This is a genomic window from Thermophagus sp. OGC60D27 (assembly GCF_052400625.1).
GTDB lineage: Bacteria > Bacteroidota > Bacteroidia > Bacteroidales > Marinilabiliaceae > Thermophagus.
The window spans coordinates 60,393-85,938 of record NZ_JBQTGH010000014.1 but is presented as its reverse complement, the minus strand read 5'-3'; the positions used below and the strand labels follow the sequence as shown (position 1 = coordinate 85,938).

Below are 25,546 nucleotides of genomic sequence, written 5' to 3'. Positions count from 1 at the left end.
ATATAACACACGATTTAAAAGATACTCTGGAAAACCTGTGGCATTTTCAGCTTACAAACCTTAACTAAACGACATTGCCTGGCCCGGGTAATAGCAAAGATAGGATCACATGAAAAAATTGAAGGTCCTGCCATTTTGGGAGTGAGTGAAATAGAAAACCGGTCGGTATTGGAAGACCTTGTTCAATCCGAACATCTCAGAAAACTAAAATACCAAATCGTCCATTACGATTCGCCCGACAGAAGAGGAGTGGATGTGGCACTGCTTTATCAACCCCGATATTTTAGAATTACCGGTGCCCGGCATGTTCCTTTAATCGTTACCGGAGAAGATGGAGAACGCGTTTACACCCGTGACCAGCTGGTGGTATCGGGAAAATTTGACGGAGATCCCATGCATATTATCGTCAACCACTGGCCATCCAGATATGGCGGGGAAAAAATTTCGGAACCCCTACGCATTGCCGCCGCAGAGCTTTCCCGTTCTCTGGCCGACTCCATCCTGGCCCTCCATCCTGAAGATAAAATTGTGATTATGGGTGACCTCAATGACGACCCAATGGATAAAAGCGTAAAAAAACATCTTCAAACCTCGGGGAAACCCAAAAGAATCAAAGAGGGACAACTCTACAACCCCATGGAGAAACTCTATAAAAAAGGTATCGGCTCTTTAGCTTATAACGGCAAATGGAACCTGTTTGATCAAATCATTATAACCCCCAACTTCCTCGAAAAACAACAGGAAGGGTACCGCTTCCACTCAATACGGGTTTTCAACGATTCTTTTTTATTGCGGGAGACCGGGAAGTATAAAAAATATCCGCACAGAACCTTTGTGGGAAATGACTTTCAGGGTGGCTACAGCGATCATTTACCGGTTTATATGATTGTAACCAAAACCATCCAATAAAATTTGTCGTTCAAATCATAAAAAAGCCTGCAAATCCTATACAAAAGGGATTTACAGGCTTTTTTTATAACTAAAAACCAAGGACGATGTGCTAATCAATACCTCTCATCAGCTTTTTGAGCCAAGGAGAAATCAGGAACATCAGCAATGCAGCCGATCCGGAAGTAATCACCAGGAAGAGGAAAAGGTTCATTCCGGGGAGATAGGTTTCCAGAATACTTTTGAGTGCTCCTGCCAGGTAGTTGGCCAAGGCGGTAGATCCAAACCAGAGCCCCATCATCAGGGAGGTGATCTTTGGAGGCGACAACTTACTAATCATACTCAATCCAATAGGACTTAAGCAAAGCTCACCCATGGTATGCAGCAGATAAACAGCCACGAGCCACAAGGGACTTACCAAGTTGTCGGGAGAAGCTTTCGTATCGGCCATAAACATCACCACAAACCCTATAGCCAGAAGTGAAAGTCCCAACCCAAATTTCACGGGAGTATTGGGATTTAACCGTCCCAGCCAGATCCACAACATGGAAAAGACAGGTGCCAGCCCTACAATAAGAGCCGCATTTACAGACTGAAACCAGGATGCATTAATTTCAAAGCTACCGATCATTCTGTCGGTCAGGTCGCGTGCGAAGAGGTTAAAAGTACCACCTGCCTGCTCAAAACCCGACCAGAAGAAAATGTTGAAGAAACAGAATACCAGGATGGCACCAATGCGGCTCCATTCGGTCTTTCCGGTAGTGTTTTTAATCACCATATAGGCAATCACCGAGATGGCACCGAGGGCAACAATTCTGACGATCCATGAAGTAACCGCTTCGGGCATGATCCACCATGTTTTGACGAAAAGAAAGATGAATCCGGCAATGGCCAATACCCAGATCCAGACTTCACCCCAGTCGCGCAAATTCAACTTTTCCACTTCACCTTTGAACTGCCGTTTGGGACCAAAGCCAATGGTACCCAGTTTTCCTTGTTCCAGCCAGAACCAGATAACACCCAGCACCATACCTACCGATACGGAACCAAAGCCCCAGGCCCAACCAACCGATTCGCCCAGATAACCGGCGATAAAAGGAGCCAGAAAAGCACCCAGGTTAATTCCCATATAGAATATGGTGAAGGCAGAATCTTTTCGCGGATCTCCCTCGGCATAGAGCCGGCCTACCATGGTGGAAATATTGGGTTTAAAGAATCCGTTACCAAGAATCAGAAGTCCCAGACCAATAAAGAGCCAGAACTCACGAAGCGTCTGAATGGCCTCTCCGCCGCCCGGCACGGCAATATACTCTGAATAGGCCATCGCTGCCTGTCCCATAGCCATCACGATACCTCCAATGAAAACGGATTTACGTTGTCCAATGAAACGGTCGGCAATAATACCCCCCAATATGGGCGTCAGATAAACCAGTCCGGTAAAAATTCCGTAAATCTCGAGGGCATGATTCTCTGCGTAAGCAAAGCCGCCATTCATAATACTCGTGGTCAAATACAATACCAATAAGGCACGCATACCGTAATAACTGAACCGTTCCCACATTTCGGTGAAAAACAGTACCCATAACCCCTTGGGATGTCTTTTTGAAGATGTGTCCATTCTTTTGTTTTTTAAAATTGGTTTATTTGCATTGCAATTATTTTTTTTGTTACATTGAAAAAGCCGGAGGTTCAACCTCAATCAGAAAACAAACCCTTCTCAACACCTTTTCGAGAAGCATATCATGCGACCCCATGTAACAAATCTATATTCAAAAAGAGACGAAAAAATCAAAAAGTCTGATACAAAAATACATTTTGTAATTAAAGTTAAAAGCATCTTTTCTCATATTGTATGAAAATTCTCACTTCGTCACAAACAGGAGAGGTCGATCGTTTCACCATAGAAAACGAACCCATCGCTTCCGTCGACTTAATGGAAAGGGCTGCCACACAGGCGTATCGATGGATCTCGGATCATTATCCTTCCGCATCGTTCAGTATTTTTGCCGGACCTGGCAACAATGGTGGGGATGCCTTGGCCATTGCCCGCATGCTTTTGCAGGAAGGCCGAAAGACGGAAGTCTTCTTATACCGCTCGGAAAATCTATCACCGGATGCGACCATTAATCTGGAAAGACTTCGAAAGCTTCCGTCTGCAAAAATAACAGATTTATCGAAACAACCTTTTCCGGGAACCATTTCCTCCACCATGGTCGCCATTGACGGGCTCTTTGGGTCGGGACTGAACAGAATTCTTAACGAGCGAGCTGCTGAAATCGTATCCCACATCAATCAAAACTATTCTCAAAGAATAGCCATTGATGTTCCGTCGGGTCTCTTTTGTGAAGACAACAGCCAGAATAACCGCGACCGAATCGTAAGAGCCACCTATACCCTCACCTTCCAGATGCCCAAATTGGCTTTTCTATTTCCCGAAAACCGGGAACAAGTGGGCCAATGGATTGTGCTTCCCATCGGCTTAAATCCCCGAAAAATAAGAGCTACTTCCACCCCGTGGCGGCTCACGCGTGAGGATGAGATCCGGCAATGGATTGTCCGCCCCCACCGCTTTGCTCATAAAGGGACGATGGGCCATGCATTACTTATTGCCGGCAGTTACGGCAAAACAGGTGCCGCACAAATGGCCTCCAAAGCCTGTTTGAAATCGGGCGTGGGATTACTCACCGCCCATGTTCCCAACTGTGCCGTGGCGGCCATGCAAACGGCGCTGCCCGAAACCATGATAAACCCGGACCGATCGGATATCATCATCTCCGAATACCCCGATCTCTCGGCCTTTAGTGCTATCGGTGTGGGCCCCGGACTGGGAACAAAAGTCAACACTCAAAAAGCCCTGCGTCAGCTCATCATGGAGGCCCACGACAAAAAAATGATCCTGGATGCCGATGCCCTCAACATCCTGGCCGCCAACAAAGAGTGGTTGAATGATCTTCCGCCCCAATCGGTGCTAACGCCGCATCCCAAAGAGTTTGAGCGACTGGCGGGCCCCTCCCCAAATGACTTCCACCGTCTGCAACAGGGAATGAAGTTTGCCCAAACCTATAACGTCGTTTTGGTGTTGAAGGGTGCCTATACCGCCGTTATAGCGCCGCAGGGCGAAGTAGCCTTCAATCCTACCGGCAATCCGGGGATGGCCACCGCCGGCAGTGGAGATGCTCTGACAGGTGTTATTCTGGCCCTGTTGGCCAACGGTATCGAACCGGTTAATGCCGCCCGGGCAGGCGTTTATGTCCATGGCCTTGCCGGTGACTTGGCGGCGCAAAACGGCCAGCGAGGAACCATTGTTTCCGATATCATTGAAAAACTGGGACCTGCATTTGCCCTAACAACAGAAATGTAGCTTTCTATTCCTTATTTTACTAACTTTGAGAACCAAGAATCCCAAAAGGTCGTTTTTAAGTTCCAAACAACAAAGGGAATAATGGATCCTTAGGGGTATAATATTCAATCAATTTTATTTCCCGAGGGCCTATATGGTGGTGCACGAAGAAGAATATGACATATAATATTTGGATCACATCCGTTGGTTCGTTATAAAAATCAGACAAACGATAATTTTATAATTCATCAAACAGAATAGACTAAAACCGGAAAATTTGAGACTGATGAAGAATATACTTTATGGAATTTTTTTACTGGGTTTAATCTCTTGCCATCCCCAACAGAAGGTTTCGCAGGCGGTAGTAGTTCCTGCAAATCAACCGCTTCAACAAGAAGGCATTTATTACCATTTACCGGCAACGGTTATCAACGTGGAGGTGACAGCACGCAAAACAGTGGAAAAAAGAGGGCCATATTACCGCTACTCCCAACGATTTCTAAATCTGAATGATATCATCACAGAAGACCGTACCGAATGGGAAATTGTGGAGGCCCGTATTTATACTTCCGGAACTCCGGATCCAGAACGAATCTTCAGGATCACCTCCGAAGGCACTCCTTCGGCCGCAGCTGTTGCTCTAACTCCCGATGGCATTTTAAGGGGGCTTAACCTTTGGAACACGGCCAATAATGAGCCGGACAACCCAATGGCTTCATTGAACCCTCTGACATCGGATGGCCTCTCCTTTGATGATGTTCCCTTTACGGAGGAGCAGCTCATCAAAACATCCAGTGCTGCCACCGCCGAAGAAGTTGCGGCAGAGATTTATCGTTTGCGCGACGCCCGCAGAAGACTTCTGGAAAGCGACCTGGAAACGCTTCCTCCCGACAACGGAGCTTACGAAAGAATCCTCAACGGGATAAATAAACTTGAAAATCAATACCTCTCACTCTTTAAAGGGAAAAAAGAGATATTTACCGTCACCCGCACCTTCACAATAACACCTGCGACCTCAATGCCGGCGAGTCAGGTCCTTTTCAGATTCTCGGAACGAAAAGGCTTTACCGATAATCTGGACATGACCGGAACACCCGTTTACATAGAAATTGAAAATGACCCGGAAGTTAAAAAAGGCACCATCCGTCTGCCGGAAAAAGAGACGGAACGGATGGGACTGGTATATTGTAAACCTGCCCGGGCCCGAATCAAGGTTATCGATCGTACGGTTTTGCTTACCGAAGCAGAGGTGCTAATCGGTCAGTTCGGCACCCTTCACCAGCTTCCTGCCACGCTGCTCGACGACCCTTCGGTTTCTGTAAAACTGGATTCCCGCACCGGGGCTTTGCTAAAAGTAGAGACTTTATCATTTGACTAAATCAAAATAAACAACCAAAAAATGAACACCAATATTTCAAATCTGACGCCCCAAAATCTATGGCACTATTTTCATGCTCTGACACAAATTCCCCGGCCTTCCAAAAACGAAGGGGAAGCAGTTCGCTTTGTCGAAAAGGAAGGAAAAGCTCTGGGACTGGAAACATTCAAAGATGAAATTGGAAATGTCATAATCCGAAAACCCGCCACCCCCGGGATGGAAAAGGCGAAGGGAGTGGTTCTTCAGGCGCACCTGGATATGGTACCACAGAAGAACAGCGACAAACAACACGACTTCACCAAAGATCCCATCGAAGCCTATGAAGAAGAGGGATGGGTCAAAGCCAACGGCACCACGCTGGGAGCCGACAATGGTATCGGGGTGGCGGCAGCACTGGCCGTATTAGCCTCCAAAGAGCTGAAGCACGGCCCCATCGAAGCCCTCTTTACCATTGACGAAGAGACCGGCATGACCGGCGCCAACCATCTTAAACCGGGAATCCTGAAAGGCGATATTCTCATCAACATGGATTCGGAAGATGAAGGCGAACTCTATGTGGGATGTGCCGGTGGTACCGATGCGAATGCGGTATTTACCTTTATGGAAGAAGAATTCCCAGAAGATTATAAGGGGATGAAAATCAGGCTGACCGGTTTAAAAGGCGGCCATTCGGGCATGGATATCAACCTGGAACGGGGCAACGCCAACAAACTGATGTTCCGGCTACTGAAATATCTGGTTGCAAACGAAGAAGTCAGGCTCTCATCCATTGAGGGAGGCTCCCTTCGCAATGCCATACCTCGTGAAGCTTTTGCCATTGTTGGCGTACCCAAAGAGAAAGTGGAGAGTGCCCAAAAAACCGTTGCCAGATTCAAAGCGATTTATCTCGACGAGTTAAAAAGCGTGGAGCCTCATCTGGAATTAACGATTGAGCCGACCCAAGCCCCTGCCTTTTTGATGGATGAGATGACCCAGGATGATCTGATCAACGCCATCCAGGCATGTCCAAACGGCGTGATAAGGATGAGCACCGACATCCCCGGCCTGGTTGAGACCTCATTAAACCTGGCGATTGTTCAAACCATCCATAAAGAAGTGCATGTAAAAGCCTTGATCCGTTCCTCCGTGGATACCGCAAAAGAAGATGTGGAATCGACCCTGGAGAGCATTTTTCTGCTGGCCGGTGCCAATGTTTGGTTCGATGGTCAGTATCCGGGCTGGAAACCCAATCCCGATTCGGAAATATTGAAAACCATGCAATCGGTTTACCAAAACAAATGGGGAAAAACACCGGAAATAAAAGCGATCCATGCCGGACTGGAATGTGGGATTCTGGGCAGTGCCTATCCCAACTGGGACATGATTTCGTTTGGACCGACCATTAGGTTTCCCCATTCCCCAGATGAAAAAGTTAATGTGGAGACGGTACAAAAATTCTGGGAGTTCTTGATCGCAACACTGGAAAACATCCCCAACAAATAACCATTTTATGCTTATAAAATTTAAGCAATTCATTGGGCTGATGGAACTCGCATGACCATGGTTTATACATTTACTTGTTGTAACCACCTTGATTGGTCATGCCCGTTTTATCATTGCAAGCGATTTAACCTTGCTTTTATGAAAAAGGTATAATCATATGAACAATGTCGCCTTTTAAGGCAATCAGGTTATGATTAATCCTTTTTCAAAAGAGCAAGGATAAATCGTTTTCAGTCTTCCAACACAATTTAACACGCCAATTTTGAATTTCATTCTCTAAAGCAATACCTTTGCACTTCGAAAATTGGAATGAAATAAATGCCTGATGACCAGAAATCTTCACCTTACTTGCCAAGGCCATTCCGACAAACACTTTTTTCCAACAGATAAGACGGACACAAAAAATATTTCAGAATCTCCAAATGGAAACAGCATCTAAACTATTAGGACGATTTTTAATCTGGCGTGTAAAACACCTTTCACAAAAACATCTTACTCTGATTCTAAGTTTTATAATTGGTATCGGGAGTGGACTGGCGGCGGTAATTTTAAAAAACACCATCCATTTTACCAATCAATTATTAACCGAAGGATTTAATCTAGACAATCAAAATTTACTATACCTGGCCTATCCGCTTCTTGGGATTACGCTAACGGTATTGTTCACGCGATTTATTGTAAAAGACAAAATCAGTCACGGCATCACCAAAATTCTATATGCCTTTTCCCGGAAAGGAGGGTATTTAAAACCGCACAATTCCTACACCTCCATCATCGGAAGTACTTTTACCATTGGTTTTGGAGGGTCGGTAGGTGCGGAAGCCCCTATCGTATTAACGGGTGCTTCCATTGGTTCTTCGTTGGGAAGGATGTTTCACCTCAACCAGAAAACCATCACCTTGTTGGTAGGTAGCGGTGCAGCGGGTGCCATTGCCGGTATTTTTAAAGCCCCCATAGCGGGTTTGGTATTTACCCTGGAGGTCCTCATGCTCGACTTGACCATGGCCTCGGTCATTCCGCTATTAATTTCGTCGGTCACCGCCACCACCATAGCCTATCTCTTTCTGGGTAAAGGCGCGGAATTTGCCTTTCACCTTCAGGATCCGTTTTTACTCAACAATCTCCCCTGGTATGTGGTATTGGGCATTGTGGGCGGACTCATATCGCTTTACATGACCTGGGGTAGTATGTATATGGAAGGAAAAATTTTAAAGATTAAGAATCCCTTTCTACGGTTGCTAACAGGAGGCGCCATTCTCAGCCTGCTGATATTTCTTTTTCCGCCGTTATACGGGGAAGGCTATACCACCATCTCGGCGTTACTCAGTGGGAACGCCGATGCTGTACTGGAAAACACATTTTTCTATCATTTTCGGGATAGCAACCTGGTCATATTGGGTTTTCTGGGTCTTCTCATTGCTTTCAAGGTTTTGGCCACCGCGGCCACCAATGGGAGCGGCGGCGTGGGAGGAATATTTGCCCCCACCCTTTTCACGGGGGGTGTCGCCGGTTTTTTTATGGCCAGACTGTTGAATCAGATGGGTTGGGTCAATTTACCGGAAGCCCACTTTGCTTTGGCAGGCATGGCGGCATTGATGGCCGGAGTAATGCATGCACCTTTGACCGCCATCTTTCTTATCGCTGAAATCACCCACGGATACGCCCTCTTCATTCCGCTTATTCTAACCTCCACGGTATCGTATCTGACCATCATGTACTTTGAGCCACACTCCATTTATACCAAACGGCTTGCCAAAAAAGGAGAACTACTCACCCACCACAAAGACAAAGCGGTATTGACCCTTATGCGCCTCAACAAAGTCATTGAGACCGATTTCAAGACCGTGAGTCCGCAACAAACCCTGGGCGAACTGGTGAAAGTTATTGCCAAAGCCAGAAGGAATATCTTCCCCGTATTAAACGAAGAAGGGAAACTGCTGGGTATTGTATTGTTGGATGACATCCGGGAAATCATGTTCAATAACGAACTCTACAACCAAACAAAGGTGGAAAATCTCATGACCATCCCCCCCGCTTTTATTGAGGCCAACGAAAGCATGGATAAGGTGATGCGAAAATTTGAAGAGACGGGGGCCTGGAATTTGCCGGTAGTAGAGAATGGAAAATACCTGGGGTTTGTCTCCAAATCCAAAATCTTCTCTGTTTATCGCAGAGTATTAATTCACTTCTCCGATGAATAATGAATAGACGGCAGGTGAATCAGTTCGCAGCAAATTAAACTTTTCGCATCCTCCTTCAAACTACATTTTTAAATAGTTTTTTACCCCGACGCTGAAAGTTTTTGTTGCCTCTTTTCAAAAAGAGAGTGAAATGTTATACGGAAATATTGAAGCCCTACGGTAACATTTTGGGAATAGTGAAATTGCTGTAAGAATTGCCGATAAAATAAATGGAATTCTTTACCTTTGACAAAAATTATCAATTTATTTTCCGGCCTTTCATAATAGTAGATTGGTATTAACGCAGCAACATTAGAATTCATACACTTTTTCGCCGGAGGTTTTTCTTACCTCCTAAAAAAACCATCCGGTTCCGAGAAGAAAAATCGCTCAATGTTGTTCCCCTCATTCTTCAATCTATCATTAAAGGCATCAAACGATACAAAACTATGAAGAGAGACGACAAAATCTTTGCACTGATCGAAAAAGAGCATCAGCGACAGCTTAATGGCATCGAACTGATTGCCTCCGAAAATTTTGTAAGCGACCAGGTAATGGAAGCCATGGGTTCATGCATGACCAACAAATATGCGGAAGGTCTCCCCGGGAAGCGTTATTATGGGGGTTGTCAGGTCGTGGATGAAAGTGAAACGCTGGCCATTGAACGATTAAAAGAACTCTTTGATGCCGAATGGGCCAACGTACAGCCACACAGTGGTGCCCAAGCCAATATGGCTGTATTGATGACCGTTTTGAATCCGGGGGACAAATTTCTGGGTTTGGACCTGGCACATGGAGGTCACCTCTCTCACGGTTCACCGGTTAACAGTTCGGGAAAACTTTATCAACCCATTGCCTATGGCGTGAAAGAGGATACCGGACTGGTAGATTATGACATGATGGAAAAGCTGGCGCTGGAACATAAGCCCAAACTGATCATTGGCGGTGCCTCGGCCTATTCACGTGACTGGGATTATGAACGTATGCGTGCCATTGCCGACAAAGTGGGTGCGATCCTCATGATCGATATGGCACACCCTGCCGGACTTATTGCTGCCGGATTATTGAAAAACCCGGTAAAATACGCGCATATCGTCACCTCCACCACCCACAAAACACTGAGAGGTCCTCGGGGGGGAATCATCCTGATGGGGAAAGATTTTGACAATCCCATGGGCATCAAAACCAAAAAGGGAGAAATCAGAAAAATGTCTTCGCTGCTCGATTCTGCAGTATTTCCCGGTATTCAGGGTGGACCGCTGGAACACATCATTGCCGCCAAAGGAGTAGCATTCTATGAAGCGCTGCAGCCCGAATATAAAGAATATCAAAAACAGGTGCAGAAGAATGCCAAGAAAATGGCAGAGTGTTTTATTGCCAAAGGCTACAAAGTGATTTCGGGGGGAACCGACAACCACAGTATGCTCATCGATTTGCGGACCAAATTTCCTGAATTAACAGGAAAAAAAGCTGAAAACACTCTGGTATTGGCCGATATTACCATCAATAAAAACATGGTGCCATTCGATGATCGTTCCCCCTTCCAAACGTCAGGAATTCGTGTAGGAACGGCCGCTCTGACCACCCGCGGGTTGAAAGAAGAACATATGGTTCCCGTTGTCGATCTCATTGATGAAGTCTTGAGCAACCCCGATAGTGAAGCAACCATTGCCTCGGTTAGAAAAAGGGTGAATGAAATGATGAAAGATTTTCCCATTTTTAAATAATATATAATGGTTGGATGGTTGATGTGCTGATGATGAAGAACGGGAAGTCAGAGGCCGGAAGCCAAAAATCGTTTGGATACAGGTAGAAAAAATAGAAATATATTAGTCCATTGGCCTATTGGTCTAATTGCCTGGTAGCCTTATTGCTTGGATCAAGTTCGTTTCAATCATAACAAAAGTGTCGTGTACCGGCACTTTTTCTTTTTAGGCGACATGATCATACGCAGTATACATTCAATAAAACCATTCAAGAGCCGGCGGAAGGTCATAAGATCACATAAAGAGGTTTAAATTTCGATAGATATGCCAACACTGGAACCCATCAACGCCCTGTTATTGATATTGGCCGGATTGGCTGCGGGTGTGATCAACACCTTTGCCGGTAGTGGATCATTAATTACATTACCGTTATTGATGTTCATGGGCCTTCCACCGGCCATTGCCAACGGCACCAACCGCATCGGTGTGGTGGTACAAAACCTGGTTGCTACGGGTAATTTCGTACGACAAAAAGAACTGCAACCGAAAAGAGAATGGGCACTGATTTTCCCGACCCTTTTCGGTTCTTTGCTGGGTGCTACCTTGGCGGTTGAAATAGAAGAAGATTTTCTCAACTATTTCATTGGTGGACTATTGGTCGTAATGTTTTTTGTGATTTTACTGAAGCCCTCCAGTTGGATTAAAGGGAAAGCGGGGACAATGCCAACCACCAAGTCGAGATGGATCAACACCATTCTCTTTTTTTTCATTGGCATTTATGGTGGATTTATTCAGGCAGGAGTAGGTCTCTTTTTGCTGGCCGGACTGGTTTTGGGTGCCGGCTATGATTTAGTCCGGGCCAATGCCGTAAAAGTACTGATGGTTCTAGCCTTCACACTGGTGGCCGTGGCCGTATTTCTAAAGGCCGGGCAAATTGTTTGGAGTTACGGATTGTGCTTGGCAGCAGGCAATGCCGCGGGGGCCTGGATCGCGTCGAAATATGCAAGTAAGATCGGCGCCAAAAACATCAGATATATTCTCCTGGCAGTGGTATTATTTTCCGGACTAAAAGTATTAGGGCTGCTTTAAAAGGAAAACTTCGGAGGGTGTTCAGAGTCATTGGGGGATACTTCTATGGCTCTCATAAATTAATTTAAGTAATTGACCGAATGGAACTCACACGAACAATTAAGTTTCGAGGTAATGGTTTTAAGTTCAGAGTTCCCGGAAACCACTCTGTCGCAGTTCCGCAGCCACCACTCAACCATCCTACCAATTCCCTTTCGACCCTAACCGCCTCATCCCTTACCTCTAAAGTGACAAACTTCCATTATCATGCTCATTTCATTGTTTTGTTCCCCAGAATTAAACAGAATTGTTAAAAACTCACCGACGAGAATTCTTTTTACTTCATTTTCACTATTCCAAACTGAAATGATAAGTAATGGTTCCCACTTGTTTTGCGGGAGCATTGGGATCGGGATTAAAACGAGCCTTCATGGCTGCAGCCTTGGCCACTCTCCACAAATATGAGTTTTGCGTAGTGGTGCCTTTGAGAATTGGTACTGCATTTATAACATTTCCGTCAGGATCCACAGTAATTTGCACCACAACGATACCTTCTTCCTGAATATTATATTCGGGTTTAGGCAATGATCCTTTCAACGAACGTCCTCTCAAATCATACCCTGTCCCACTTTTTCCTTTTCCGGTACCGGTGTATGTTCCCACACCGGGTTCACCACCTGGGGCTCCTTGGTTTCCGACACCGCCGGCTTCACCCTGGGAAGCGCCAGTACCTTCTGTTTTACTGAAGGCATTAAGCACATTGTTTCGAGCTTCCTGAGCTTTTCGTTCCAGTTCTTCTTGTCTTTTTCTTTCTTCTTCCAGTTTTCGCTGCCGTTCCAACTCTTCCTGCCGTCTCTTCTCCTCTTCGATTCGTTTTTGTCGTTCTATCTCCTCCTGACGTTTGCGCTCCTCTTCCAGTCTTTTCTTTTCAGCCTCTTGTTTTGCTTTTTCTTCTTCACTGATGGAGGGAGCTTCTTCAAAATCCTGGGTGTTAACAGTCTCCTCCGCGGCTTCAGGCGAGGTGGTCGGGGGTGGACTCACCGGCTCGGGCTGACTGGTCGGTTGTTTGTTTTGCACACCTGCCGGCTGGCTGAGAATGGGTTCCGATGCTCCCATCCCGGTAGGGCCATCACCGAAATCGACCAAAATACCTTCCTCTTCCCTTGGCATACTGGAAAGCCCCAATACCATAAGAAGAATCAATAGAACCACATGAAAAATGGTGCTACCGATAACGCCTGCTCTTTTATCTTTTTTGGATGGATTGGTCATCTTCTAAAAATTATTCCTCTAAAAATAACAGTTCTAATTTTTTCTTGGCCTCTTTCTCAACAACTCTGTCAATACGAACTAATCGTCCTATAAACTAGGTTCTTGGAATAGTCAAAAGCCGATACAAGCTAACGACTAAATCTACCACTAAACCGGTTCCCTGCCACTCTACCTAACCTTTTTTTATAATATATCACAGTCCACCAACGCGTCCGAAATCTTTCTTGATATAAACGCACTAATTACATAGCGCCGATCTCATCCGGGCCAATGAGAAATGAATGAGAACAACTAAAACCCTAATCCTTAAAAGGCACTCTTTCATTAATGGCTTTCCTATCAAATAGGGCCCAAAGTTATTTCGCCCGAGTTGCCAAAATCAACTTATACTTATTGCGTTTGGCAATATTCATCACTTTCACCACTTCTCTCATAGGAACGTTTTCATCCACATGAAGAGAGATGTAAATATCGGGATTTTGTCCCACTTTTTCTTTCAATATGGGTTCTATCTGACTGAAACTGACTCTTCGGTCTTCCACATAATATCTGAGATCACGGGTGATGGAGACAGTGGTCTGGGGTTTTGCCGCCGTCTGGTTGGCACTTTGCGGCAATAATAATTTAAGCGCCGTAGGATGCACTAATGTGGATGTGATCATGAAAAAGATCAACAACAGAAAAACCACATCTGTCATCGACGACATACTAAATGTTGGATCTATTTTACTTCTTGACTTTAAAGCCATGACCTAAATTTGTTTCCGTTAATTAACCTACAGTCCGTCAAGGCACTGCCATCTACTATAACCCGACCGCTAACCGGCGGGTTCATTCAAAAGGTCCATGAATTCCATGGTTCTCGCTTCCATTTTAAAGACCACACTTTCAATCCGGGCCACCAGCCAGTTGTAGGCAAAATAGGCGATAATTCCCACAATCAGACCTGTTACAGTGGTCACCAGGGCGGTATAAATACCACCGGCAAGCATGTCCACTTCAATGTTACTTCCTGCATTGGACATCTCCCAGAACGATTTAATCATACCAATAACCGTACCCGTAAAACCAATCATGGGCGCCCCCCCTGCTACGGTGGCCAACACCGGCAATCCTTTTTCCAACCTGCTGACTTCCAAATTACCCACATTCTCGATGGCGGTATTGACGTCATTTAACGGCCTGCCGATTCGGGTGATCCCTTTTTCAATCATCCGAGAAATAGGATTGTCATGCGATTGACAAAGCGCCAGTGCTGAATCAATCTTTCCCTCATGGATATAGTCTTTTATGCGATTCATAAAGCTTTTATCTTCTCTGGATGCCCGCTTTATGGCCAGATATCGTTCAATAAAGATGTAAACGGCAACAAACGACAGCAAAAAAAGCGGAATCATAATCCAACCGCCCTGAATTAACAATTCGAAAAGATTAATGGTTGCTTTTTCTTCACCACCTGCCATTTCGCCCGCTTGGGCAGCGGCCTCACCGGCAGCCTGTATCATCAAAAACAGATTCATATTCATTCTTCTTGATAGTTCGACTCAATTTGTTTTGCCCGCCAAATTAGTGATTTTTTGGTACACTGAAAACAGATACATCTAATCAATATCCACTAAACGCTTAAAATTGATAAAATACTATTTTGAAGCACCACTAAAGTTTAGCAAAAAAACGCCTGGATATTACGCATATCCACAATATCGCGTCGGTTCCTGAGATTTAATTTTCAAAAAGGAAGGTACGCTTTTCTCATTCATATCTGATAGCATCCACCGGATTGCTTGTTGCAGCCTTCCAGCTATGCCAGCTCACTGCCAGCAATGCGATTAAAACAGCAATGACGGCGCTAACCATGAAATAGAGTGGTGTTAAATTGATTCTGACAACAAAATTTTCGAGCCATTGCTGTAAAACAAAATATCCGCTTAAACAGGCAATGGCAATGGCAATACCGACCATCGTTAATGTCTCGGACAAAAGTGTACGAACGACCTCTAATTCTGTGCTTCCGACCACTTTACGAATTCCGATCTCCTTTGTCCGCCGCGTAATACTCAGAATGGAAAGGGCCAACAAACCAACAAAACTAATAGCAATGGCCATCGCGGCTCCCGCCAAAACCAATTTCATCACACGTTCTTCGCCTTCAAACTTATTGGCATAAACATCGGTCATATCAAATTGCCCATAAATAAAGTCCGGCGAATAATTTTTAAATATTTGTGCGATGCGGGCTTGCTGTTCACCGGATAACTTACCACGAGTCCGGAGATAAACATTTCTGACATAAAACCAATAATTAGAAAGCACCAAAGGAGCAACGGGATCACCGGGATGGTCCTGAAAAATAAAATCTTTCGCGATGCCTATAACCGTCAGGGGCTCTCCGTGCATATCCACCAGACTTCCCACACCAATATCTCCACCCAGCATTTTCACGGCCGCCTGGTTAAGGATAACCCCCATTTTATCGGCTTCGGAGTTGGTAAAATATCGGCCTTCCACCAATTCAATCTGCATGGTTTTGTCAAAGCCGGGATTGACACGATATTCTCTAATTCCCAAATAATTGCCAGGAGCACCATACTTTTTTATGGCTTGTCCACTAGACCCATCCCCCATACTATGGGTTGAAGACCCCACACTTTCAACGAAGGGGAGCTGCCGCAATTCGTTTTCGATGGCATCGATGCTTTGAACAATTTTCTCATCAAGATTGGTTATTCCGATCACATTCTCGGGATTAAATCCAAGCGGCTGTTTTTTTAAAAAATTTGTTTGTGCCACAACAACGAGTAAAGCCGAAATCAAAAAAACAGAGATGGAAAATTGCAATATTACTGCAATCCGGGACAAAGTACTCTTTCTTTTAACTTTCAATGATTTTCCTTTTAAAGCACTAACCAAATTAAGGTTTGACAAATAATAAACGGGATAAGCACCGGACACAATGATTAAGATTGCCAGGATTGACAACACAACCAATAATCCGGACCATGAAAATATATCGGCATAGGTTATCCGACTTTGCATAATTTGAGCAAAAGAAGGCTGAAAGAATGCAGTAAGAATAACAGCCAATACAAAAGCAATCAGGGCGATGATGCCGGTCTCGGTAAAAAAGAGTTTTGCCAGAGTGGCCTTGGTGGCTCCCAGTGCCTTGCGGGCCGCGATTTCAGCAATCCTTTTTTCACCATGCAGAATATAAAGATTAATAAAATTGATTAGCGCAATCAGCAGAATAAAAAACGCGATGAAAGCCACAATGCTGATATGGCTTAAATTTGCCTTCGCCGATAAATCCATTCCAACAACAGAATGCAAATGCAGGGTAGGCAATTTTTCCACGCCGGAACGAACGGTGGCATTGAACGGTTTGGCCCAGGGTTTCATGATCCTATTATTGGCTTCGGCAATCTTTGCTCCGGCCATTTCGATATCGGCATTTTCTTTAATCCGAAAATAAGTAAAGGCTTCTAAACCACCCCACTTTTCCGGTTTAATGGTAGGCATCGAAACCAACAAATCGAATCTGAAATGGCTATTGCCGGGTAAATCTTTAATGACCCCGGTGACAATTATTTTTTCATCCGATAGGGTAATCACTTCTCCAAGACAATCGGTACGGTTAAATATTTTCTTGGCGGTTGATTCGCTAATCACCACCTTCCCGGATCCATCCAGTGCTTCATCAGGACTGCCGTACATCAATTCCAAACCAAACACATCAAAAAACGCCTTATCGACATACAAAACCCGAAAATTGAGATAACGTACTTTGTTGTAATCAACAATCGTCTCCCATCCGTTATAAATCTGAGTTGCAGATCTAACCTCCGGGACCTGGGATGGTATTTCAGTATAGGCGCCTCTTAAACAGAAGCCCATTTTTCTGGTCTGACCGTTTCTGGTTACGGCATTGTATAATCGCACTACTTGGTCTTTGGTTTTAAAATGCTTGTCAAAACTTAATTCATGTTTCAGGTAAACCGACAGTAGCAGTATAGCACTTAAACCAATTGCTAACCCTGGAATATTGACAAAGACCAACAGCGGATTGCGTTTTAGCATTCTAAAAATAAAAGAAAGGTTTTTCATTTTGTTGTTCTTTATTTTTTTCCACAATGATCATTATTCATACCGTAAAGATTTTACTGGATTCCGCATCGCAGCTTTGACGCTCTGCCAACCAACCGTCAATATTGCAATTAAGAGGGCCAATAGGCCTGCCAAAACAAAAATCCACCAGCTTAATACTGTTTTATAGGCAAAGTTTTCAAGCCATTGACTCATGGCATACCAGGTTATGGGGGTCGCAATAATGACAGCTAAGCCAACCCATTTTATGAATTCTTTACAAAGCAATTTGAGAATATCGCTTTCACTGGCACCATTCACTTTTCGAATGCCAATTTCTTTCGTTCGACGATCCAAAACATAATAAGTCAAGCCTATTAAGCCGAAACAAGACAGTAACAGCGAGATAAAAGTGGAATAAGAAAGTATCGACTGAAATTGAAAATCCTTGGCATAATGATCTTCCCATGATTGTTTAAGGAAATGATACTCAAAAGGAAAATTAGGAGAATTCTGATTCCAGGCCTTCTCCACCTGATTGATGGTCGCGTTAAACCTAGAGAAACTGCCGCGATTAATCTTAAGATACATTACTTCGTCGCATTTCCCGGAACATAGATAACCAGCCGCCCTGATAGGTACGTGCAAAGATTCGAAATTAAAGTCTTTAGCAATCCCAACAATTTTCCCATTTTGAGGTTCTGAAACAGCGATTCTTACATCAGAAAGATTGCTAATACTAAAATTTTTCCGTGCTGTTTCATTGAAAATAAAGTCCTGCTTTTCATCCGAATGATTATCAAATCCCGATCCCTCAACAATTTCAATTCCAAAGAAGTTGAAAAAATTGGGCGCAACCGAAAGCTTGGAAAAAAATACGTCGTCTTTCTCTCCTTTATTGATCATTTGCATCACCCAATTTTGACCATTATTTGTAAGCAGGGATTCAGAGAAGGTATAGTCCAAAACACCGGGAATTCTCTCTAATTCATTTTTAAAAACATCGATATTTTTATAAATATCATCATTGAGGATAAAAAACAAAATATTCTCCCTGGCAAACCCCGGATCTCGACTTTGCAAAAAACTATTTTGGCGATGAATGACAAGAATTGAGGCAACGAGTGCAACCGAAACAGAAAACTGAAATATCAGTAGAGTGTTTCTGAAAAAATTCCTTTTCTGCCCTAATTGCTTTTTCAATAAAAGAGAAGGAGATTGTTTGCTAACAATATATCCCGGCACAATACCCGTTAAAAAAGCCATAAATAACAACATCAATATCGGAATAATCAGATATTTCATTTGTAGCAACCCGGAAAGGGTAAATTGAGAATTGGTGAGATGATTCAATTTACTTAACGACATCCCACCAACAATAACCGAAAAAACAAAAGCCAATAGCAATAAAAGGACCGTTTCGGTGGTTAACAATCCAATGATGCTGATGCGACTACCCCCCAAAGTTTTCAGAAGTCCCACATTTTTATACCACTTTTCCCGTTGAGCGGTTATGATATTAATGTAGTTTACACATGTCAAGAGTAAAATTAGCATCCCTGTAATGCCAATTATTGAGAGAGTTATTCGATTGCCATGCTTTAGCAGGCTTAGTTCAGGTAGATCAAAGTAAACACGCGAAAACGGGAACAAACTAAAGCTAATTTTTTCAACAAAATCGTCGGGGACTTTATCTAATGAGATACTCTCAAGTTTTGCCTTAATTTTATCCAAAGAGGTATTCGCCCCTATTCTCACAAATCCCTTATAATTTCTTGTACCCCATTCCTTGACATGTTCATCATACCATTCAATTTTAAAATTGGTTTGGAATGATATGACGGCCTCAAAATCCCAAGAAGAATTATGTGGCAGATCTTCCACTACAGCGCCTATTTCCAATTCCTGGTTCTGAAGATAGGTGGCATTGTAAATAACGGATTTCCCCACCGGATTCTCATCTCCAAAAATCTTTTTGGACAATGACCGGGTAATAACCAATTTGTTAGCACTATTCAAGGCATCGACCGGGTTACCCCATACCGATTGGAACTGAAAAACTCGAAAAAAACAGGAATCGGCAGTTAGCATTCGGTCCACTTTATAACTGCGATTATCCCTTTCTAGAAAAATCTGAGGAGACCAATCTACCGTACAGAAAGTAACACTTTCCAATTCAGGAATCTCCTCTTTTACAAGGTTTACCATATTGTATGACAGATAAGTATCTCCTCCATTTGTCAGACAAAACACCTTGTCAACCTCCGGGATATATTCATCAACGCTCCGTTCCTTGGTGACAAAAATAAAAATCATCAAGCTCACCGTAATTCCAAGCGTAAGACTCAGAACATTAAACAGGGCAAACGTTTTAGATTTACTTAGACTCCTATAGGCCAGCCATATAGTCTTAAAAATCATGCTATTGTGATTTACAATTACATTCGTAAAAAATTAATTTAAGTTATTGGGCCAATGGAACTCGCATGAGCAGGAGTTTCTAGTTCTTAGTTCTTAGTTTCTAGTTCCTGATTCTTAGTTCCTACATTTCCACGATAAGCCTAATCATCTAATGGTCTAATAGCCTATTAACCTTACAACCAACCTTTTTTTCCTTCTGCCTGCGCACTCTATACATAATTCTTATCGTGACAATCCTACATTGGCAGGCTCGTTTTATTAGGTATTAAACTATGCTCATTCTTCATAATGCCATTCGTTTTTGTGCTCATCTATTCATCCCTAAGAGCATCTACCGGATTTTGGGTAGCGGCCCTCCAACTTTGCAAGGCTACTGTCATCAACGCAATAATCAGTATTAGGATTCCGGCACTCAAAAATATTGAGATGGTTAAGTCGATCCGAAAGGCGAAATTTTGTAGCCAACGATTCATCGTCCACCACGAAAGAGGAACCGCTATTGAAAATGCAATGCCACCTGAAATAAGAAAGGGCTTAATCAAACGTGTAACGATACTGAAAACCGGCTCCCCAATACATTTTCGGATTCCAATCTCTTTGGTTCTTTGTTCTGCCATAAACATAATCACCCCCAAAAGACCTAGAACAAAAACTATCACTGAAAAACCGGAAAAGACACTAACCAACTTTCGCAAATTACGTTCGGAGGCCAACATTTTTTCAATTTCTTCCTCAAAAAATCCATACGTCAGGGGTATATCCGGTTCAAACTTGCGGGCTACTTCCTCTATATAATTAAGGGTTGCATGAATGTGGTATCTATTGGTCTTAACAACAATAAAATTGGTAGACATCTGATCTCCTATTGCCTGAATGGCAAGCGGTTTTATATCTTCTGAGAGCGTATTGAAATGGATGTCTTTGATAACGCCCAGAATTGGAAGGGTCGTGCCATAAGCTTCAATATTTTTACCTTCAAACTGATTCCACCCGATCATATTGGCAAAAGTTTCATTGATAACAACCCCCTTTTGATCATTATTCCGGAAGAAAGTACCTTCCTTCAATTCAATTCCAAACGTCTTAAGCAAATCCGTATCGCCCTGCCAGTCTGTCACAAGCGGTTTAAAAGAGGGATCTTTCCCATCCCATTTCCATCCTTCGCCGTTATTTCCTATCGAAAAGGGAAGATGAGAAATGACGGTAGACGATTCAACATTTGTGTTTCGGTTTATTTCCTGTTTGAAGGCCTGATGACGATTTTTTAACTTTCCATTCAGATAGACATATATTAATTGACTTCTATCATATCCCAAATCCATATTTTGAAGATAATCGGTTTGTTTGGAAATGATAAATGTTCCACTAAGGAGCAACAGGGAAACAATAAATATGGCCACGACCATCGCATTTCGAAACCACCCCTTCGCCTTTACGGATCTGAAACCCGATTTCATGGTAATAGCGGGTCGAAAACCGCTAAGATAAAAGGCAGGATAACTTCCGGCCAGAAAAACTGTAAAAAAATAGATCGCCACGATGGCCAAAAGAGGCTCCCACGAAAATACAAACATCGGATCTATTGGCCTTCCGATGAAAGAAATAAACAGGGGAAGTCCCGCAAAAGCTAAAAAAATGGAAATAATAAAAGCCAGCAAACAAACCACCGCTATATCGGTATAAATAAGTCGGATCAGGCTCCATCTGGTGGCTCCCAAAGTTTTTCGAAGTCCCGACTCTTTAATCTGATTCACAGAACGGGCCGTATTAAGATTAATGAAATTCAAAGTTGCTGTTAATAATACCAGGAAGGCAATCAAAATAAAAATACGGACGTTTCGGATATTGTTATCTTCAATCAGATATTTATCTTTCCATTTATAGGCCCTGAGAAAATTGGTGGATTCAGGAAGCTCTTTTTGAATTCTATTGGTGATCGAAGAGGCCACTTTTTCGAAATCATCAGGAGATCTCAAGAGCCCAAACGTTGTAAAAGCATTATTATACCAAGTAAAAAGAAAATCATCGCGCTGAAAGAAGATCCTTGTTTTCTCTAATGGCATCAAAGCGGAAAAAGAAATAGAAGAATTCTTCGGGATGTCTTTGATCACTCCCACAACAATCATATTATCATTGTTATTGAATTTCATCACGCGTCCTACAGGATTTTCCTCTCCAAAATATTTACGGGCAGCTGTTTCGGTTAACACAATCTTGTTTTCAACATTTTCTTCGCCCCTGTTCCCGTACTTAAAGGGTAAAGTCATGATATCGAATAGGGAGAAATCGGCAAAGGCCGTTTTTTCCAGATACTTTTTATCTTCATATTGAAGCAAAAATTCCATGTAGGGCGGAAGAAATCGAGCGGTCCGAATCACCTCCGGATATTCGCTCGCCAAGGATGGCGCAACCGCCGGTGGACATCCCCTGAAAGGAACCTTTTCGGTGCCCCCTTCAAGAAAGGCATGCACTACGAAAATACGATCAAGCTTATCATTATATCTGTTGTATTGGATTTCATCCACAATCCAAAAAAAAATAAATAACACACAAACCAGGCCCGCCACCATACCGGACACACCTAACATCATTGCTGTTTTGTTCTTCTTCAGTCGCCTGAATATCATCAAAAGGGTCTTCATTAACGCAATTTTAAAATTGGTGGAATAAAGAGCCGCTTCGCTCCCACCAATATGTTTTTTTATTCTACTCTACACGCCGGCCTTTTAAAAAATCATCTCCCCCAGTTCCTTTTTCATCTCTTCGGTGATGATATGCCCATCAAAAAGGTTGACCACCCTGTGGGCATATTCGGAATCCCGTATGGAGTGCGTAACCATCACAATGGTGGTGCCTTCCCCATTCAGCTCCGAAAGCAGATGCATCACTTCTAATCCGTTTTTGGAATCGAGGTTACCGGTAGGTTCATCGGCCAAAATCAATTTGGGATTGGCCACCACTGCGCGTGCGATGGCAACCCTTTGCTGCTGGCCCCCTGACAGCTGTTGCGGGAAATGCTTTTTTCGATGTCCAATATTCATTCGGTCAAGGACTTCTTCCACCCGTTCTTTTCGTTCTTTGGCTTTATACTTAAGGTAGATCAGCGGCAGTTCCACATTCTCAAAAACATTGAGCTCGTCAATCAGGTTAAAACTCTGAAATACAAAACCGATGTTTCCCTTTCTCAGTTTGGTGCGCTGGCGCTCTTTTAAACGGCCCACTTCCGTTCCATCAAAATAGTATTCTCCCCCCGAAGGATTGTCCAGCAATCCAAGGATGTTGAGCAAAGTAGATTTGCCACAACCCGAAGGACCCATAATGGCCACAAATTCACCATTCTGAACATGCAGATTAATCTTGTCAAGTGCACTGGTTTCAATCTCTTCAGTGCGAAATACTTTGGATAAGTTGTTTGTTTTTAGCATAGTCTAAATATTGCAAAGAGCATGGGGCATGGGGCTTAGAGAAGGCTACCCTCACTAATGTTTATCCATACCTTCATAGCTCATGGTGATTATATATAAATCAATTCTTATACAGTTGCATAGGGGATAGGGAACAGATCATTAAATATGATATTATTCACCCTTATTCAACGTGCCATATCCTTATCTTTTTTTTTCTTCATTCATTCTTAATCTCATTCTTAATTTTGAAATCTTACGACTTAAAACATCCAAATCTAGCAACAGGCTATTCAAACAATTCGTATCAATATAACTTTGTTGATGAGCAATAAAAACAAGATTAGCCGTCTCAAATACAGAGCGCCTTGCTATGTTTAAAAAATTAGCAAAGTCTCTATCGGAATAAGATCCCGCACCCTCCGCTATATTATTGGATATACTTAACGAGGCTGCTCTTAGCTGCTCAGCAAAACGAAAACTTTTCGCATCACTTATTTCATCTGCCAAACTAAATAACTTTTCATTCAGGGTTATAGAATCTTTCCATATTTCTAATTCCATAAATCTAAATTGCGGCATAACCTACATAATTTAAGTCCTAACAATTTAGTATTCGGCGAATTGCATTCTTTCCAAAAATAAAAAATTCATAATATACAACATTGGATGACCTACCCTAAATTTCTTCCGTCTTCTTGCTCAATCTACTCTATGCTCTTTGCCCTATGCCCTGAGCAATTATCTTATTTCCAACCTCTCATTATCTCCAAACATCTCGTAGCCGGAAGTGATTACTTTTTCGCCCGGTTCAAGGCCTTCCAGCACTTCAAAGTAACGTGGATTCTGTTTCCCTATCTTCACCGGCCGTTTGTATGCCGCGGTTTCGGAATCATTTAAAACAAAGACCCACTGTCCGCCGGTACTTTGGAAGAAGGCGCCACGAGGTATTAACACTGCACGGACCGACTGCCCCAATTGCATTTTAATATGGTAGGTTTGACCTGTACGAATGCTTTTCGGTTTTTGGTTTTGAAACACCATATCAATTTGAAACTGTCCATCTCGCACTTCAGGATAAACTTTTTTAACAAGTAAGGAATATTCAGCCTCATTTCTGTTGAAAGAACAAGGCAGCCCGGTTTTGACTCGGTCGATATAATGCTCATCCACACTAGCCTTTACCTTAAAATCAGATAACACATGAATCATACCGATTCGCTGTCCCTGCGCAATGGACTGGCCAAGTTCCGCGTCGAGCATTCCCAGCTGTCCGTCCACCGGAGCTCTCACTTCCAGATGGTCCAGTCGTTCCCGAACAAGCCCCAACATCTGTCGCATTTTTTGCAAGTCATTGTCCAACGTTTTCATATTGGTCATTAGCATAATGGAATCGTTTTTGGCCTTTAAACGATTAATTTCCAACAAATCTCGCTCATATTCATAATCTTCTTTTGCCTGCAAATACTCCTCTTTAGCAATTAATTTTTCCTCGTATAACATTTGGGACTGCTCATAATTTCGTTGTTTTCTTTGTAGACTAAATCTATTATCCAGCATGTTTCGTCTTGATTGAATCATTTCCGCTTCAAAGCTAATGCGAGTATTGCGCAAATAATTTTCTTTTTCGGCCAGAGCTGCTTCACTGTTTAATATGGTTTGATAGAGCTGCCTGTTTTCCAGACGAAGAATGACATCCCCCTTTTTTACCATGGCCCCTTCTTCAATAATTTTTTCCTTTATCCTTCCACCCTCTATGGCATCCAGATAAATGGTAGCAATGGGCTCTACCTGACCGATAATGGTAATGTAATCGTTAAACAGCCCCTGTTCCACAGTGCTAATGGTCAACTTATCCTTATCCACCCGCATCACCGAACTATGATCGGCCCAAATAATCTGGTATATAAAAAACAGAAACACTAAACCGCCCATTCCCAAATACACATGTGGTTTTCTAATCCTCTTTCTTTTTTCAATTACTCGATCCATTAACTTAACGTTCTAAAAAATTTCAATATTCAGATATAGCATAATATTTTTTAACCAATCCACCTTTCCAACCGCTCACCTTTCAACCATTCCATATTCCACAACCATACCAAAACGATCAAAACACACACCCTCAAGCCTATAAAAAAACGCACAACCATCTTGGGTGTAAAAATTTCACACGCCAAATTGTAAAATAATTTGACACCTCGTTGAAATCCCATCCCCAAACTTCTACCTTTGAACCATCTTAGAATCACAGGCCGGAAATTGCCCCTGTTATTCGAAAGCTTTAGTCCCGACACAACTGCACCCCCCCATATATAAGCTATATT

General features: G+C 43.1%; 17 protein-coding genes. 7 read left to right on the top strand and 10 right to left on the bottom strand.

Annotation, left to right across the window (positions count from 1 at the left end; genetic code table 11):
- Positions 1-21 precede the first annotated feature (21 nt).
- A complete protein-coding gene (locus tag ACT29H_RS15000; RefSeq protein WP_444822465.1) occupies positions 22-909 on the top strand; it encodes an endonuclease/exonuclease/phosphatase family protein in 888 nt (295 codons plus the stop codon).
- 91 nt (positions 910-1,000) lie between these two features.
- Here ACT29H_RS15000 and ACT29H_RS14995 read toward each other — a convergent pair whose 3' ends face one another.
- Complete coding sequence (locus ACT29H_RS14995) at positions 1,001-2,506, bottom strand: peptide MFS transporter (RefSeq protein ID WP_444822464.1); 1,506 nt, start codon at positions 2,504-2,506, stop codon at positions 1,001-1,003.
- A gap of 234 nt (positions 2,507-2,740) precedes the next feature.
- Here ACT29H_RS14995 and ACT29H_RS14990 point away from each other — a divergent pair, with 234 nt between their 5' ends.
- The 6 genes from ACT29H_RS14990 (at position 2,741) to ACT29H_RS14965 (ending at position 12,063) form a co-directional block, all read left to right on the top strand.
- On the top strand, positions 2,741-4,249 hold the full coding sequence (locus ACT29H_RS14990) for an NAD(P)H-hydrate dehydratase (protein ID WP_444822463.1): 1,509 nt from the start codon (positions 2,741-2,743) through the stop codon (positions 4,247-4,249).
- A gap of 265 nt (positions 4,250-4,514) precedes the next feature.
- Entirely contained in the window at positions 4,515-5,606 is a 1,092-nt protein-coding gene (locus tag ACT29H_RS14985; protein WP_444822462.1) for a DUF4831 family protein, read from the top strand.
- 21 nt (positions 5,607-5,627) lie between these two features.
- A complete protein-coding gene (locus tag ACT29H_RS14980; protein WP_444822461.1) occupies positions 5,628-7,088 on the top strand; it encodes an aminoacyl-histidine dipeptidase in 1,461 nt (486 codons plus the stop codon).
- A gap of 422 nt (positions 7,089-7,510) precedes the next feature.
- Positions 7,511-9,289, top strand: coding sequence for a chloride channel protein (locus ACT29H_RS14975; protein ID WP_444822460.1), 1,779 nt, complete (start codon positions 7,511-7,513; stop codon positions 9,287-9,289).
- Between the two features lie 428 nt (positions 9,290-9,717).
- Complete coding sequence (glyA, locus tag ACT29H_RS14970) at positions 9,718-10,995, top strand: serine hydroxymethyltransferase (protein ID WP_444822459.1); 1,278 nt, start codon at positions 9,718-9,720, stop codon at positions 10,993-10,995.
- Positions 10,996-11,298: 303 nt separating this feature from the next.
- Positions 11,299-12,063 carry a sulfite exporter TauE/SafE family protein gene (locus tag ACT29H_RS14965; protein ID WP_444822458.1) on the top strand — a complete coding sequence of 255 codons (765 nt, stop codon included), beginning with the start codon at positions 11,299-11,301 and terminating at the stop codon, positions 12,061-12,063.
- A gap of 330 nt (positions 12,064-12,393) precedes the next feature.
- Here ACT29H_RS14965 and ACT29H_RS14960 read toward each other — a convergent pair whose 3' ends face one another.
- The 9 genes from ACT29H_RS14960 to ACT29H_RS14920 form a co-directional block, all read right to left on the bottom strand.
- Complete coding sequence (locus ACT29H_RS14960) at positions 12,394-13,314, bottom strand: TonB family protein (protein ID WP_444822457.1); 921 nt, start codon at positions 13,312-13,314, stop codon at positions 12,394-12,396.
- A 356-nt stretch (positions 13,315-13,670) separates the two neighbouring features.
- Positions 13,671-14,063, bottom strand: a complete 393-nt coding sequence (locus ACT29H_RS14955; protein WP_444822456.1) for an ExbD/TolR family protein — start codon at positions 14,061-14,063, stop codon at positions 13,671-13,673.
- Between the two features lie 69 nt (positions 14,064-14,132).
- Positions 14,133-14,834: a MotA/TolQ/ExbB proton channel family protein gene (locus tag ACT29H_RS14950; protein WP_444822455.1), complete on the bottom strand. Its 702-nt coding sequence runs from the start codon at positions 14,832-14,834 to the stop codon at positions 14,133-14,135.
- Between the two features lie 232 nt (positions 14,835-15,066).
- Entirely contained in the window at positions 15,067-17,415 is a 2,349-nt protein-coding gene (locus ACT29H_RS14945; protein ID WP_444822454.1) for an ABC transporter permease, read from the bottom strand.
- Between the two features lie 33 nt (positions 17,416-17,448).
- A complete protein-coding gene (locus tag ACT29H_RS14940; RefSeq protein WP_444822453.1) occupies positions 17,449-19,815 on the bottom strand; it encodes an ABC transporter permease in 2,367 nt (788 codons plus the stop codon).
- Between the two features lie 311 nt (positions 19,816-20,126).
- Positions 20,127-22,457, bottom strand: a complete 2,331-nt coding sequence (locus ACT29H_RS14935; RefSeq protein WP_444822452.1) for an FtsX-like permease family protein — start codon at positions 22,455-22,457, stop codon at positions 20,127-20,129.
- 84 nt (positions 22,458-22,541) lie between these two features.
- Positions 22,542-23,240 (bottom strand): ABC transporter ATP-binding protein, encoded by a 699-nt coding sequence (locus ACT29H_RS14930; RefSeq protein ID WP_444822451.1) that lies wholly within the window; start codon positions 23,238-23,240, stop codon positions 22,542-22,544.
- Between the two features lie 183 nt (positions 23,241-23,423).
- Complete coding sequence (locus tag ACT29H_RS14925; RefSeq protein WP_444822450.1) at positions 23,424-23,801, bottom strand: four helix bundle protein; 378 nt, start codon at positions 23,799-23,801, stop codon at positions 23,424-23,426.
- Positions 23,802-23,960: 159 nt separating this feature from the next.
- On the bottom strand, positions 23,961-25,211 hold the full coding sequence (locus ACT29H_RS14920; protein ID WP_444822449.1) for an efflux RND transporter periplasmic adaptor subunit: 1,251 nt from the start codon (positions 25,209-25,211) through the stop codon (positions 23,961-23,963).
- Positions 25,212-25,546 lie beyond the last annotated feature (335 nt).